We start from the raw sequence: 14,388 nt of genomic DNA, 5'->3' as shown, positions 1-14,388 counted from the left end.
GCCATGCGTTATGCGAGAAAGCAGTTAGAGTAGCGGCGCTGCCGTAAGCACTGCCTGGAGAAGAAAAGTAATGTCTGGGAACGATCGCGAACCAATAGGGCGCAAAGGTAAAGCGTTGCCGCCGCGCAGCAGTGCGGGGCGGGGACGACGCAGGGATATCGAACAGGATATCGACCAGGACGATTTTAATGATGACGAGGAGGAAGCGCCGGTGCCACGTAAAGGTAAAGGTGGAAAACCGCCGCGCGGCAAACGCCGTTGGCTGGGATGGGTAATTAAACTGTTCCTGGTGTTTGTGGTGGTTATGGCCGCGTGGGGCATCTACCTCGACTCGGAAATTCGCAGCCGTATCGACGGTAAAGTGTGGCAACTGCCCGCCACCGTCTATGGCCGCATGGTCAGCCTGGAACCGGGCATGGCCTACAACAAAAGTGAAATGGTCGCCCTGCTGGAAGGCACCCAGTATCGCGAAGTGTCGCGCATTACCCGTCCCGGCGAGTTTTCGGTGAAGGGCAACACAATCGAGCTGCTGCGTCGTCCGTTTGATTTCCCCGACAGTAAAGAGGGGCAGATCCATGCACGCATGAGCTTCAGCAAGGATGAGCTGAGCGAGATTAAAAACCTCGAAACCGGTCGCGATTTTGGCTTCTTCCGCCTCGATCCCCGGCTGATCACCATGCTGCAGTCGCCAAATGGCGAACAGCGACTCTTCGTGCCCCGCGCCGGCTTCCCGGATCTGCTGGTCGATACGCTGATTGCCACCGAAGATCGCCATTTCTATGAGCATGACGGCATCAGCCCTTACTCGATTGGCCGTGCCTTCCTGGCGAACATCACCGCCGGCAAAGCGGTGCAGGGCGGCAGTACGCTGACGCAGCAGCTGGTGAAGAACCTGTTCCTCACCAACGAGCGTTCGCTGTGGCGAAAAGCGCGTGAAGCCTATATGGCGGTGATCATGGATGCGCGCTACAGCAAAGATCGCATCCTGGAGCTCTACCTGAACGAAGTCTATCTCGGCCAGGCGGGCAGCGATCAGATCCGCGGTTTCCCGCTGGCGAGCCTCTACTACTTTGGCCGTCCGGTCGATGAGCTGAGTCTGGATCAGCAGGCGATGCTGGTCGGCATGGTAAAAGGCGCCTCGCTCTATAACCCATGGCGTAACCCGAAACTGGCGCTGGAGCGACGCAACCTGGTGCTGCGCCTGCTGCAGCAGCAGAAGGTAATCGACCAGGAGCTGTATGACATGCTGTCGGCGCGTCCGCTGGGCGTGCAGCCGAAAGGGGGGGTGATCACGCCACAGCCTGCCTTTATGCAGATGGTGCGTAACGAACTGCAGGCGAAACTGGGCGATAAGATCAAAGATCTCTCCGGCGTGAAAATCTTCACCACGCTGGACCCGGTGTCGCAGGATGCGGCGGAAAAAGCGGTGGTTGACGGGATTCCGACGCTGAAAAAACAGCGCGGCCTGAAGGATCTGGAAACGGCGATGGTGGTGGTTGACCGCTTCAGTGGTGAAGTGCGCGCCATGGTCGGCGGTGCCGATCCGCAGTACGCCGGGTACAACCGTGCGCTGCAGGCGCGCCGTTCGATTGGCTCACTGGCGAAGCCGGCGACCTATCTGACCGCGCTGAGCCAGCCTAACAGCTACCGCCTCAACAGCTGGATCGCTGATGAGCCGATTGCGCTGAAGCAGCCCAACGGCAGCCTCTGGAAACCGATGAACGACGATCGTCGCTTCAGCGGCAAAGTGATGCTGGTGGATGCGCTCACCAACTCCATGAACGTGCCGACGGTGAACCTCGGTATGACGCTGGGGCTGGATGCGGTGGTGGACACCTGGACGAAGCTGGGCGTGGCGAAGGATCAGCTCAATCCGGTGCCTGCCATGCTGCTGGGTGCACTGAACCTGACGCCGGTTGAAGTAGCGCAGGCGTTCCAGTCGATTGCCAGCGGCGGTAACCGCGCTGAGCTGTCGGCGGTGCGGTCGGTGATCGCCGAAGATGGCAGCGTGCTCTATCAGAGCTATCCGCAGGCGCAGCGCGTGGAACCGGCTCAGGCCGCCTATCTGACGCTCTATACCCTGCAGCAGGTCGCCGATCATGGCACCGCCCGTGCGCTGGGCGCGCGTTTCCCGAATGCGCATCTGGCCGGGAAAACCGGGACCACCAACGATCTGATCGACAGCTGGTTTGCCGGTATTGATGGCAAAGAAGTGGCGATCACCTGGGTGGGACGCGACAACAACCAGCCGACCAAACTCTACGGTGCCAGCGGTGCGATGCAGATCTACCGTCGCTACCTCGATAATCAGGCGCCGATGCCGCTGCAGCTGACGCCGCCGGAAGATGTCTCGCTGATGAACATCGACTCTGCCGGTAACTTTGTCTGCGGCACGGGCAGCAGTACCTGGCGCGCGCTGCCGGTCTGGGCGCTGGATCCGAATGCGCTGTGTCAGCAACAGCAGCAACAGGTTCAGCAGCAGCAACAGCTGTTCGATCAGCAGCAGCAACAGCAGCAACAGCAGCAGCCGACCCAGCAACCGCAGGAGCAGAAAGAGAGCGACGGCGTAGCAGGGTGGATAAAAGATATGTTTGGCAAATAAATCGGCCAGATGGGTTAAAAAGGGCGCTTCGGCGCCCTTTTTTTGTGGTCTTTTATTACTCTTCAATCGCCCCGCAAACGGCGTCAACGCTGGGATTTGTTCTTGCAGTGCCCGCTGCAGTTCGCATATTATCTAATCCGTTATAATAATCATTATCGTTTCGATTCGCTCGCCTGAGCCTATTTTAAGAGACACTTTTATGAATGCGCGAACGCGTTTTGCCGACAACACCAAAAAAACATTTTCCCGACCGCTTCTGGGCGTCATGATTTCACTCAGCCTGAGCACCTCGCTGTATGCCGCGCAGACGGAGACGATGGTCGTCTCGGCAGAAGGCGGCAGTGGGGTCGAAGCCGAAAGCCCCTGGGGCCCGGCGCCGACGATCGCCGCGAAGCGCAGCGCTACCAGCACCAAAACCGATACCCCAATCGAAAAAAATCCGCAGTCCGTCTCCGTGGTGACCCGCGAAGAGATGGAGATGCGCAACGTGACCAGCGTCAAAGGAGCGTTTAACTACACGCCTGGCGTGCTGACCGGCAACCGGGGCAGCTCAGACGTGATTGATGCGTTGTCGATCCGCGGCTTCAGCGAAACCAACACCAACCAGTATCTGGATGGCCTGAAACTGCAGGGGGATAACTACTCGGAGTTTGCCCTCGACCCTTACTTCCTGGAGCGTGCCGAGCTGCTGCGCGGTCCGGTGTCGGTGCTCTACGGCAAAAGTAACCCTGGTGGCGTGGTCGCGCTGGTGAGTAAGCGTCCGACGCAGGAGACCCTGCGTGAAGTTCAGTTCCAGATGGGTAACGACAATCTCTTCTCCACCGGCTTTGATTTTGGCGGCGCGCTGGATGATGACGGTGTATACAGCTATCGACTGACCGGGCAGGCGCGCAGTCAGGATGCGCAGCAGGCGATGAACAAAGAGAAGCGCTACACCATCGCGCCCGCATTCAGCTGGCGTCCCGATGAGCGGACCCGCGTTGACCTGCTGACCTATTTCCAGAACGAGCCGGAAACCGGCTATTACGGCTGGCTGCCGCGGCAGGGCACGATCGTGCCGATCACCCGCGCGGATGGCCGTGAATATAAGCTGCCGACCAACTTCGATGAAGGCGAGCAGAGCAACAAGATCTCCCGCACCACCAAAATGGTGGGCTACAGCGCCGAGCACAGCGTCGACGACACCTGGACGCTGCGTCAGAACCTGCGCTACGCCGATCTGCGTACCGACTACCGCAGTATTTATGGCAATGGTTTCAACGCCGCGACGCAGGAGATCACCCGTGGGTCAGCAGCCTCCAGCGAGAAGCTGAATCAGTTTGCCGTGGATACGCAGGCGCAGGCGAAATTTGCCACCGGCCTGGTGGATCATACGCTGCTGCTGGGTGTGGATTATCAGCGGACGCGCAATGACATTGATGCAGCTTTTGGTAGCGCTGCGCCACTGAATGCCATTAATCCGCAGTACGGTAATGATGCGAATATCGGCACCCCATTCCCTTATCAGTACCTGAATAAACAGGAGCAGACAGGCCTGTATACGCAGGATCAGATGGAGTGGAATCGCTGGGTACTGACCCTGGGTGGCCGTTACGATTATGCAATGACATCAGCGCTGAATCGTAATGGGGATACGGAGGTTAAAAATCATGATCAGGCGTTTACCTGGCGTGGTGGCCTTAATTACGTATTTGATAACGGGATCGCGCCTTATTTCAGCTACAGCGAATCGTTCATACCAACGGCAGGCACAACGTCTGACGGTCAGCCTTTCGATCCGGCGCGCGCTAAGCAATATGAAGCAGGCGTGAAATATGTGCCGAAAGATCGTCCGGTCGTGGTGACGGCGGCGGTTTATCAGCTGACCAAAACCAAAAACCTGACAGCCGAACCCGGTAATGTTCTTTTCAGCGTGCAGAGCGGTGAGATCCGTTCGCGCGGCGTTGAGCTGGAAGCCAAAGCGGCGCTGAATGCCAACGTCAACCTGACCGCCTCTTATACCTACACCGATGCGGAATATACCGAAGACACCCTGCTGAAAGGCAAAACGCCGGTGCAGGTGCCGAAGCATATGGCCTCACTCTGGAGCGACTACACCTTCCACGAAACCGCGCTGTCAGGTGTGACGCTCGGCGCTGGGGTACGGTATGTGGGCGAAAGTCAGGGGCTTTACAGCACTGGCTCTGAGCAGAACCAGAACTTTAAGGTTGCCGGTTACACCACGGTGGATGCGGCGCTGAAATATGATCTGGGCCGTTTCGGATTGCCAGGCTCGTCGGTGGGCGTTAACGTCAACAACCTGTTCAACCGCGAGTATGTCGCCAGTTGCTACCGTGAATACGCCTGCTACTGGGGTGCAGAGCGCCAGATTGTCGGTACCGCCACCTTCAGATTCTGATTTAACCGGGCGCTGCGGCGCCCGTTCACAGGGATTATCATGCCGTATCCGCACGCAGAAGAGGCCACCTTTACGCTGGATAACGCCAGCTTTGAGGTCCCGGGCCGAACCCTCCTCCAGCCACTTTCACTGACTTTTCCACCAGGCAAAATGACTGCGCTGATTGGTCACAACGGTTCAGGTAAGTCGACGCTGTTGAAAATGCTGGGTCGTCATCATGGTGCCAGCCACGGCGAGGTTCGTCTGAATCAGCAGCCGGTCGGGCGCTGGAACAGTAAAGCCTTTGCCCGTCAGGTCGCCTATCTGCCGCAGCAGTTACCGGCAGCCGAAGGCATGACGGTTCGTGAGCTGGTGGCGATTGGCCGCTATCCCTGGCACGGCGCGCTGGGCCGCTTTGGTCAGGAAGATCGCGACCGGGTGGAGGATGCGATTACGCAGGTGGGGCTTAAACCCTTTGCCGGTCGGCTGGTGGACAGCCTGTCGGGCGGTGAACGCCAGCGCGCCTGGCTGGCCATGATGGTGGCGCAGAACAGCCGCTGCCTGCTGCTCGATGAACCCACCTCGGCGCTGGATATTGCTCATCAGGTTGAGGTGCTGGCGCTGATCAAAAATCTCAGTGAGCAGCGCGGCTTGACCGTGATTGCGGTGCTGCATGATATCAATATGGCAGCACGCTATTGCGATCATCTGGTGGCGCTGCGTCAGGGAACAATGATTGCCGAAGGTGACGCAGAGGCCATTATGCAGGCTGAGGTGCTGGGTGCGATTTATGACATCCCGATGGGGATTTTACCGCACCCGCAGGGTGGCGCACCGGTCAGTTTTGTCTGTTAAGGAAAGGATGATGCCCGATCTTTCTCGCCGCCGCCTGATGCTGGCACTGGCGGCCTCGCCACTCTTTTGTGCGCTTCCCCTGCGTGCCGCGACGCCGAACCCTGGCCGGATTATCGCGCTGGAGTGGTTACCCACCGAATTGCTGATGGCGCTGGGTATCACACCTTACGGCGTGGCCGATCTGCATAACTACAACATCTGGGTCGGGGAGCCGCCGCTGCCGGCGGGCGTGACGGATGTCGGTCTGCGCACGGAACCCAATCTTGAGCTAATGGTGCAGATGCAGCCGTCGCTGATCCTCTGCTCCAACGGCTACGGCCCCTCGAAAGAAAAACTGATGCGCATCGCGCCGATCATGGGCTTTGACCTGCAAAGCGGCGACGGCAAACCCCTGACCGCCGCCCGGGCATCGCTGCGCCAGCTGGCTGCACGGCTTGGAGTCAGCGAGCGGGCGGAGCAGCATCTGCGCGAGGTCGACGCTCAGCTGGCGGCAGCGCGTCAGCGTCTGGCACCCTATGCCGGACGCACCCTCCTGCTGATGTCGCTGCTCGACAGCCGTCATGCCATCACCTTCGGCAAAAACAGTCTGTTTCTGGAAGTGATGGCGCTGCTGGGCCTGAAAAATGGCTGGCAGGGCGAAACCAACTTCTGGGGCAGCGCGGTGGTTGGCATCGAACAGCTGGCGCAGGCCGGGGATGTGCAGGCAATCTGCTTCGATCACGACAACGATGCCGATATGGCACAGCTGATGCGCAGTCCGCTGTGGCAGTCGCTGCCGTTTGTGCGCGCCGGACGTTTTCAGCGCGTTCCGGCGGTCTGGTATTACGGTGCGACGCTCTCGGCGCTGCACTTTGTTCGCGTGCTGGAACGCGCGCTGGAGACGCAATGATGCGCCATGCCCTGTTTCCTCTCCTGCTGCTTAGCCTGCTGTTTCTGCTGGCGCTCAGCCTGACGCTGGTCAATCTGCAACAGGCCCTGCCGCCCGCCGACTGGGCGCAGGCGCTCTGGTCACCGGCTGTCGATAACCTGTCGCAGATGGTGTTTCACTACAGCCTGCTGCCGCGCACCGTACTGGCGCTGCTGGTCGGTGCCGGACTGGGGCTGGCCGGTCTGCTGTTTCAGCAGATCCTGCGCAATCCGCTGGCGGAGCCGACCACGCTGGGCGTCTCGTCCGGGGCGCAGCTTGGGATCACCGTAGCGACGCTCTGGCATCTGCCCGGCGGCGCGCTGACCCAGCAGTTTGCCGCGCTCAGCGGCGCGGTGCTGGTGGGGGCGCTGGTGCTGGGTGTGGCCTGGGGCAAGCGTCTGTCGCCGGTCACGCTGATTCTGGCCGGCCTGGTGCTGAGCCTCTACAGCGGCTCGGTCAATCAAATCTTCGCTATCTTCAATCACGATCAGCTGCAGAACATGTTTCTGTGGAGCACCGGCGCACTGAATCAGATGAGCTGGGACAATGTGCAGCAACTCTGGCCGCGCCTGCTGCTGGCCTTTGTGCTGGCCCTGGCGCTGCTGCGTCCGCTGACGCTGATGGGGCTGGATGATAGTGTGGCGAAGAATCTGGGCCTCGCGCTCTCTGTGGCGCGCATTGGCGGTCTTGCACTGGCCATCCTGCTCAGTGCCCAGCTGGTGAATGTGGCCGGGGTCATCGGTTTTATCGGGCTGTTCGCTCCTCTGCTGGCGAAGCTGCTGGGGGGAAGACGGCTAATCACCCGGATGGTGCTGGCTCCCCTGACGGGCGCGCTACTGCTCTGGCTGGCGGACAGCGGCGTGCTGTGGCTCAGCACGCACTGGCGTGATATTCCGACCGGTACAGCCACCGCGCTGCTGGGCGTGCCCATCCTGCTGTGGCTGCTGCCGCGTCTGCGAACCGGTTCCGTGCCGCCCGCCCTGAATCAGGGTGATAACGTGCCCGCCGAGCGGCAGAACCTGCTGCGCTGGGCGCTGATCGGCATCGCCGTGCTGGCCCTGCTGGCCTGGGTCGGCCTGGCCGGGGGACGGGATGCGCAGGGCTGGAGCTGGTCAGCGGGTGAGATGCTGCATTCACTGCTGCCATGGCGTGCGCCGCGGGTGCTGGCTGCGCTGGTGACCGGCCTGATGCTGGGCGTGGCGGGCAGCCTGATCCAGCGGCTGACCGGCAATCCGATGGCCAGCCCGGAAGTGCTGGGCATCAGTTCCGGTGCTGCCTGTGGTGTGGTCGTCATGATGTTTCTCGTGCCGGGAGATGCACTGGCGTGGCTGCTGCCTGCCGGTGCGCTGGGGGCGGCGCTGACGCTGCTGGTGATTATGCTGGTCGCCAGCCGGGGGGGATTCTCGCCGGAGCGGATGCTGCTGGCAGGTATGGCGCTGAACAGCGCCTTTGTCACGCTGCTGATGCTGCTGCTGGCCAGTGGCGATCCGCGCATGGGCGACCTGCTGAGCTGGATCTCCGGCTCGACCTATAACATCAGCGGCCGTCAGGCGATGCAGAGCGCGCTCTGCGCGCTGGTGCTGGTCGCGCTGGCGCCGCTCGCCAGTCGCTGGCTGACCCTGCTGCCGCTGGGCAGTGTCACTGCGCGCTCGGCCGGCATCGCATTAACACCGGTGCGGCTGAGTCTGCTGCTGCTGGCGGCCGCGCTGACTGCCAGCGCGACGCTGACTATCGGTCCGCTGAGCTTTGTCGGGCTGATGGCTCCGCATATGGCGCGGATGCTGGGCTTCCGGCGGGCTCTGCCGCAGATGGTGCTGTCAGGATTGCTGGGAGCGGGGTTAATGGTGCTGGCGGACTGGTGCGGGCGGATGCTGGCCTTTCCGGATCAGATCCCAGCCGGGCTGATGGCGACGTTTTTGGGCGCGCCTTACTTTATCTGGCTGCTCAGGCGTTCAGTTTAATAAGACCAGCGCCGCCGCCGGTCTGAGAGTATTGACAAAATCTGGTCCGACTCGCTGTCAGACCGAGCCTGCGCAGGGAACACAGTCAGATCGGAAAGGCGCAAAAGCCGTCATCCCTGACACGCTCGGCCCGCGCCATCCCTGGCGCGGGACGCTTTCCTCCTCTGCCTGTGTTCCCTGCGCATTGAGTTTCGTGTTGCTGTGAGATCCTGCATCGGATTCTACTGCCGATCTGCATCTCTACTGCAGCCTGTTACAGCTTCGCGAAACAACGACGCGCGGCATCGATGGTGTGCTGAATATCCACTTCGCTGTGTGCCAGCGACATAAAGCCCGCTTCATAAGCCGATGGAGCAAAGTAAACGCCTTCCTCCAGCATCAGGTGGAAGAAGGTTTTAAAGCGCTCCACATCGCAACGGGTCACGTCCGCGTAACAGGTCACGCTGTCAGCGTCGGTGAAGAAAAAGCCGAACATGCCGCCAACGTGGTTCACCACCAGCGGGATATTATGCTCTTTCGCCGCGTCACGCAGACCTTCAGCCAGCTGACGGGTCAGCGCATCCAGTTTCTCATGGGTGCCCGGCTGTGCAAGCTGAGTCAGACAGGCGTAGCCCGCCGCCATCGCGATCGGGTTACCGGAGAGCGTACCCGCCTGATAAACCGGACCGGTCGGGGCCAGCGCCGCCATCACTTCGCGACGGCCACCGAATGCGCCCACCGGCATACCGCCACCGATGATTTTACCCAGGCAGGTAAGATCGGGACGGACATTGTAGTGAGCCTGCGCGCCGCCCAGCGCAACGCGGAAACCGGTCATCACTTCGTCAATAATCAGCAGCGCACCAAACTCGTCGCACAGGGCGCGCAGGCCCGGCAGAAACTCAGGCTGTGGCGGAATGCAGTTCATGTTGCCCGCGACCGGCTCAACGATAATGGCGGCAATCGCCTCAGGGTATTGCTCAAACGCGCTGCGCACCGAGTCGAGGTCGTTAAAGGTGCAGGTCAGGGTATGTTTGGCGAAATCGGCCGGGACACCCGGCGAGTTTGGCTGACCGAGGGTCAGTGCACCGGAACCCGCTTTCACCAGCAGATGATCGGCGTGGCCGTGATAGCAGCCTTCAAACTTGATGATTTTGTCGCGGCCGGTAAAGCCACGCGCCAGACGGATAGCGCTCATGGTCGCTTCGGTGCCGGAGTTCACCATCCGCACCATCTCCATGCTCGGCACCAGATCGCACACCAGCTGCGCCATGGTCACTTCCATGCCGGTCGGTGCGCCAAAGCTCAGGCCACGCCCGGCCGCTTCGATCACCGCATCGCGGATCGCCGCGTTGTTGTGACCCAGTACCATCGGGCCCCATGAGCCGACATAATCGATATAGGCTTTGCCATCGGCGTCATAGAGACAGGCTCCGTCAGCGTGATCGATAAACAGCGGAACGCCGCCCACACCGGTAAATGCGCGTACTGGCGAGTTTACGCCACCCGGGATCAGGCGTTGTGCCTCGGCAAACAGTTGTTCGGACTTACTCATTTTCGGCTCCAGCGGTTCAGAAAAATAGGGTGCCATTCTACGGAAGAGGGGCAGCCGGCGAAAGGTGGTTTCACCCGCAGCGCCCCTTACAGAGGGGAAAGCGGCACAGAGTGCGAAGGGCAGAGCTTGATTGCGCTGAGGTGCTGACTGATAATAGCGTAATTAAGGTCGTTTTCTGACCTGGACGTTTAGCGGAGTAAAACATGAGTGATGAAGTAGTAGCACTGCCGTTGCAGTTTACCGACGCCGCAGCTAACAAGGTCAAGAACCTCATTGCCGATGAAGAGAACCCGGCGCTGAAACTGCGTGTCTATATCACCGGTGGCGGTTGCAGCGGTTTCCAGTATGGCTTCACCTTTGATGACCAGCTGAACGATGGCGACATGACGATTGAAAAGCAGGGCGTCTCGCTGGTGGTTGACCCGATGAGCCTGCAATATCTGGTGGGTGGATCGGTGGATTACACCGAAGGGCTGGAAGGTTCGCGCTTCATCGTGACCAACCCGAATGCGAAAACCACCTGTGGCTGTGGCTCCTCTTTCAGTATCTGATGATGCAGGCCGTCAATCTGACGGCCTCGTTTACCACTCTACCGTTACCAGACGGATTCCCTGCTTCTGACTTCCCTCTGTCCGGCTCTGGCTCTCTGTAATGCGCGGCTGCGCACTGGCCTGTCTGCCACAGTCAACCTGCGGTGCGGGCTGACCACGTGCCGTGTTAATTTCACAGCGTGAATAGATGACAAGCCTGGCGCCTATAGAGCCAGTGATCGATCCCGCACAGGCAGATCCGGCGATCGTCAGCCCTATGGCCAGCAGCAGTGCTCTGGTCATATGAAGTTCCTGGTGTTTAAAAGGCGCCGGGGCGCTAAAAGGAGGGCGAGCATACGTGGCTCGCCCGTCTCTGTTATTGATTAACGGCAAAAAGTGCGGCGGCTTTAATCAATTCGCTGATTTATCGATCGGGATGCAGGGCCGCACAGAGTTGCTGCGCCGCCAGCAGCAGTCGCGGGCCAGGGCGGCTAAGCCAGTCCTCGTTGATGGCGATCACCGGCACCCTGAGCTGCGGCTGCCAGAATGTCCGGATATTCTCCGCCTGCTGCGCATCGCCGCCCGTCACTATCGCCTGAGGATGGCGCATCAGAACCTGCTCGCGGCTCACCTGCGGCCAGCTGACGCGGCTGTCAGCAAAGATATTCCTGCCCCCGCAGAGGGTAACCATCTCATTCTGCATCGTCTCTCTGGCGGCGGTGAACAGCGGTTGCTGGCCAAACTGCAAAAAAAGCGGAACCGCAGCCAGGTGAGTATAGCGCTGGCGCAGCGCCGTTGCCTGCTGATGTAACTGCCGGGCCGCGCGGGCCGCCTGCTCCGGCCTGGGGCTCCAGTGACCCAGATCGGCCAGCGCCGCGATCATCTCATCCAGCGTCCGCGGATCGATCCACTTAACCGGTACACCGAGCTGCTGTAACTGGGCGATCTGCCGCTGCGGATTGCCGCCCCGCCAGGCCAGAACCAGATCGGGTTTAAGCTGCAGGATCCGTTCTGTTCTGATGCCCTGCCAGTCGGCAACCTGTTCAATCTGTTTTGCCTGTGGCGGAAAGTCGGACCAGGCGCTGACCGCAATCGGGGTGATCCCGGCGGCAAAGGCGAGCTCGGTGAGATGGGGAGCAAGGGTAATAACGCGGGGTGGGGAAGCCAGCAGGCTGCCGCTCAACAGCAGCAGCCAGCAGAAGAGCAGGGTTTTAGCCACGCGCCAGATGCGCCAGCAGGTTCTCCACCATCAGTGAAGATTGCTTTGCTGCCACGCTGAGGAACTCATCAAAACTGAGGTGCGACGCTTTGTCGGCCACGTCAGAGATGGCCCGCACCACCACAAATGGCACCTGGAACTGATGGCAGACGTGACCGATGGCGGTCGCTTCCATCTCAACCGCAATCGCCTGCGGGAACTGACTGCGAATGCGCGCCAGCGGTTCGGCGCCGTTGATAAAGGCATCTCCGCTGACCACCAGGCCGCGCACGGCATTCAGATCAAGCTGTTTAATGCAGGCTTCCGCTGCGGCGATGAGGGTGCTGTCTGCCACGAACGCGGCCGGACAACCCGCCATCTGACCCGGCTCGTAGCCAAAGGCCGTGACGTCCGCATCGTGATAACGCACTTCTTCAGAGACCACGATATCGCCCACGCTGAGCGACGGCGCTAATCCACCCGCAGAGCCGGTGTTGATCACGACGTCAGGCTTGCAGAGTTGCAGCAGCAGCGTGGTACCCAGCGCGGCAGAGGTTTTACCAATGCCCGATTTCAGCAGTGCCACCTCAACGCCCTGCAGGGTGCCGGTATAAATTTCACAACCCGCCAGCGACAGCGTTTGACGGTTTTCAATTTTGTCGCGCAGCAGTGTGACTTCCTGCTCCATCGCGCCAATAATGCCTGCTTTCATAGTGAGTCCCGCTAATGTAAAAAATGAAAAATTAGGGCATAGTTTAGCATGGCATTCAGGGGATTAATTCACGAAAAAATAAGGGGTAATCCATGTCGGCGATCAATTTCAGGAAGAAGATCAGCTTCTCGCGCCCTTATACCAGTCGAAAAGATCCGGAAGGCGAATATTACATTACCCGCCATTTTGAGAGCGACCGCGGGCGGATTATCAACTCCGCCGCTATCCGTCGCCTGCAGCAGAAAACCCAGGTGTTCCCGCTGGAGCGCAACGCCGCCGTCCGCTCCCGCTTAACGCACTCGCTGGAGGTCCAGCAGACCGGCCGCTACATCACCAAAGAGATCCTGCAGACGCTGAAGATGCAGGGCGGGCTGGCGCAGTATGGTCTGGATGAGTTAGAGGGGGCGTTTGAAAGCCTGATAGAGATGGCGTGTCTGCTGCACGACGTCGGCAATCCGCCGTTTGGCCACTTTGGCGAGGCGGCGATCAACGACTGGTTTGAAGAAAATCTGCCTGCCGAACTGGTCGATCCGCTGGTGGCCGGTGTGGAGGGGGAGGCGCAGCGTCAGGCTTTTGATCAGCTCAACGCCACCATCCGCCAGGATCTCTGCCATTTTGAAGGCAACGCCCAGGCCATTCGCATGGTGCATACGCTGCTGCAACTCAATCTCAGCTATTCTCAGGTTGCCTGCATCCTGAAATATACGGCCCCCGCCTGGTGGCAGGGTGAAAAACCCGCCGAATTTAGCGTATTGATGAAGAAACCGGGTTTTTATCTCTCTGAACAGGATTATATTACCGAGCTGCGTGCTGCCACCAATATGAAAGAGCACCACCGCTTTCCGCTCACCTATATAATGGAAGCCGCGGATGATATCTCCTATTGTATTGCCGATTTGGACGACGCTGTAGAAAAAGATATCTTCAATGTTGAGAGTTTGTATGAATTTCTCAATAAAGCCTGGGGGCCGGTTAAAAATAATGACGCTTTCAGCCGGACGATTGGCGAAGCCTGGCGTGAAGCCTGTAATAAAAAACGCCGCAGCCGCAGCGATCAATTTTTTATGTCATTACGCGTAAATGTTCAGAGTGTATTGGTCAGCTATGCGGTCAAGCGTTTTGTTGATAATCTGCCTGCCATATTCGACGGTAGTTTCAACCATGCGCTGCTGGAAGATGAGGGTGAAGAGGGGCGTTTGCTGCAGCTGTTTAAGACCGTCGCCCGTCAGCAGGTCTTTAACCATTCTGAAGTGGAACAGCTGGAACTGCAGGGTTACCGGGTCATCAGGGGCCTGCTGGAGATCTATCAGCCGCTGATGCGCCTCAATTACGAAGCCTTTACCACGCTGATAAATGAAGATTTCCTGCGTAAGCATCCCATCGAAACCCGGCTTTTCCATAAGCTCTCCGGTAAACACCGCAAAGCGTATTTACATAAGATGCGTAACCTGGTGGTGGAGCATAAATATCAGCGGCTGTTGTGGGAGCGTTATTATCGCTTCCGCCTTATTCAGGATTATATCAGCGGCATGACCGATCTCTATGCCTGGGATGAGTACCGGCGGCTGATGGCCGTAGAATAAGCCGCCAATTGTAAAGAGCGCGAATAAATTTTTACTTTTGCCTGAAACTTTTTAAGGAACTTCGCGCTAAAACATTTATCTCACCTTTCGACCACAGCAATGGTCTGAACAGTAATCTTACAGAGAAAT

The 14,388-nt window shown here is 59.3% G+C and carries 11 protein-coding genes; 7 read left to right on the top strand and 4 right to left on the bottom strand.

Going from position 1 to position 14,388, the window contains the following annotated elements; all coding sequences use genetic code 11:
• Window positions 1-70 precede the first annotated feature (70 nt).
• The 5 genes from mrcB (at window position 71) to fhuB (ending at window position 8,702) form a co-directional block, all read left to right on the top strand.
• Complete coding sequence (gene mrcB / locus OJ965_RS17415) at window positions 71-2,602, top strand: bifunctional glycosyl transferase/transpeptidase (protein WP_009092030.1); 2,532 nt, start codon at window positions 71-73, stop codon at window positions 2,600-2,602.
• Between the two features lie 199 nt (window positions 2,603-2,801).
• Window positions 2,802-5,000 (top strand): ferrichrome porin FhuA, encoded by a 2,199-nt coding sequence (fhuA, locus tag OJ965_RS17410; protein WP_265137198.1) that lies wholly within the window; start codon window positions 2,802-2,804, stop codon window positions 4,998-5,000.
• 39 nt (window positions 5,001-5,039) lie between these two features.
• Window positions 5,040-5,834, top strand: a complete 795-nt coding sequence (fhuC, locus tag OJ965_RS17405; protein ID WP_265137197.1) for a Fe3+-hydroxamate ABC transporter ATP-binding protein FhuC — start codon at window positions 5,040-5,042, stop codon at window positions 5,832-5,834.
• 10 nt (window positions 5,835-5,844) lie between these two features.
• Window positions 5,845-6,723 (top strand): Fe(3+)-hydroxamate ABC transporter substrate-binding protein FhuD, encoded by an 879-nt coding sequence (fhuD, locus tag OJ965_RS17400; protein ID WP_265139287.1) that lies wholly within the window; start codon window positions 5,845-5,847, stop codon window positions 6,721-6,723.
• Window positions 6,723-8,702, top strand: coding sequence for a Fe(3+)-hydroxamate ABC transporter permease FhuB (gene fhuB / locus OJ965_RS17395; protein ID WP_046101289.1), 1,980 nt, complete (start codon window positions 6,723-6,725; stop codon window positions 8,700-8,702). The genes fhuD and fhuB overlap by 1 nt, the downstream gene beginning before the upstream one ends.
• A gap of 253 nt (window positions 8,703-8,955) precedes the next feature.
• On the opposite strand, the gene hemL is transcribed toward fhuB, so the two are convergent.
• Window positions 8,956-10,236 (bottom strand): glutamate-1-semialdehyde 2,1-aminomutase, encoded by a 1,281-nt coding sequence (hemL, locus tag OJ965_RS17390; protein WP_265137196.1) that lies wholly within the window; start codon window positions 10,234-10,236, stop codon window positions 8,956-8,958.
• Window positions 10,237-10,439: 203 nt separating this feature from the next.
• Between hemL and erpA the strand changes: the two genes are divergently transcribed.
• Window positions 10,440-10,787, top strand: a complete 348-nt coding sequence (gene erpA / locus OJ965_RS17385; RefSeq protein ID WP_009092018.1) for an iron-sulfur cluster insertion protein ErpA — start codon at window positions 10,440-10,442, stop codon at window positions 10,785-10,787.
• A gap of 30 nt (window positions 10,788-10,817) precedes the next feature.
• Here erpA and OJ965_RS17380 read toward each other — a convergent pair whose 3' ends face one another.
• The 3 genes from OJ965_RS17380 to mtnN form a co-directional block, all read right to left on the bottom strand.
• Window positions 10,818-11,069, bottom strand: a complete 252-nt coding sequence (locus OJ965_RS17380) for a hypothetical protein (protein ID WP_009092016.1) — start codon at window positions 11,067-11,069, stop codon at window positions 10,818-10,820.
• A gap of 121 nt (window positions 11,070-11,190) precedes the next feature.
• Window positions 11,191-11,985 carry a vitamin B12 ABC transporter substrate-binding protein BtuF gene (btuF, locus tag OJ965_RS17375; RefSeq protein WP_154928392.1) on the bottom strand — a complete coding sequence of 265 codons (795 nt, stop codon included), beginning with the start codon at window positions 11,983-11,985 and terminating at the stop codon, window positions 11,191-11,193.
• Window positions 11,978-12,676 (bottom strand): 5'-methylthioadenosine/S-adenosylhomocysteine nucleosidase, encoded by a 699-nt coding sequence (mtnN, locus tag OJ965_RS17370; protein WP_046101257.1) that lies wholly within the window; start codon window positions 12,674-12,676, stop codon window positions 11,978-11,980. Before mtnN ends, btuF begins: the two co-directional genes overlap by 8 nt.
• A 92-nt stretch (window positions 12,677-12,768) precedes the next feature.
• Here mtnN and dgt point away from each other — a divergent pair, with 92 nt between their 5' ends.
• Window positions 12,769-14,259 carry a dGTPase gene (dgt, locus tag OJ965_RS17365; protein WP_058958053.1) on the top strand — a complete coding sequence of 497 codons (1,491 nt, stop codon included), beginning with the start codon at window positions 12,769-12,771 and terminating at the stop codon, window positions 14,257-14,259.
• Window positions 14,260-14,388 lie beyond the last annotated feature (129 nt).

It is taken from the genome of Pantoea anthophila (genome assembly GCF_026104315.1).
In the GTDB taxonomy this organism is placed as follows: Bacteria; Pseudomonadota; Gammaproteobacteria; order Enterobacterales; family Enterobacteriaceae; genus Pantoea; species Pantoea anthophila.
This window is presented reverse-complemented; position numbering and strand designations above follow the sequence as displayed.

What these genes read in the sequence shown, in the direction of transcription:
- fhuC (WP_265137197.1), top strand. Translation starts at nt 5,040, where the DNA reads ATGCCGTATCCGCACGCAGAAGAGGCCACCTTTACGCTGGATAACGCC.
- fhuD (WP_265139287.1), top strand. Translation starts at nt 5,845, where the DNA reads ATGCCCGATCTTTCTCGCCGCCGCCTGATGCTGGCACTGGCGGCCTCG.
- erpA (WP_009092018.1), top strand. Translation starts at nt 10,440, where the DNA reads ATGAGTGATGAAGTAGTAGCACTGCCGTTGCAGTTTACCGACGCCGCA.
- OJ965_RS17380 (WP_009092016.1), bottom strand. Translation starts at nt 11,069, where the DNA reads ATGACCAGAGCACTGCTGCTGGCCATAGGGCTGACGATCGCCGGATCT.
- mtnN (WP_046101257.1), bottom strand. Translation starts at nt 12,676, where the DNA reads ATGAAAGCAGGCATTATTGGCGCGATGGAGCAGGAAGTCACACTGCTG.
- fhuA (WP_265137198.1), top strand. Translation starts at nt 2,802, where the DNA reads ATGAATGCGCGAACGCGTTTTGCCGACAACACCAAAAAAACATTTTCC.
- mrcB (WP_009092030.1), top strand. Translation starts at nt 71, where the DNA reads ATGTCTGGGAACGATCGCGAACCAATAGGGCGCAAAGGTAAAGCGTTG.
- fhuB (WP_046101289.1), top strand. Translation starts at nt 6,723, where the DNA reads ATGCGCCATGCCCTGTTTCCTCTCCTGCTGCTTAGCCTGCTGTTTCTG.
- hemL (WP_265137196.1), bottom strand. Translation starts at nt 10,236, where the DNA reads ATGAGTAAGTCCGAACAACTGTTTGCCGAGGCACAACGCCTGATCCCG.
- dgt (WP_058958053.1), top strand. Translation starts at nt 12,769, where the DNA reads ATGTCGGCGATCAATTTCAGGAAGAAGATCAGCTTCTCGCGCCCTTAT.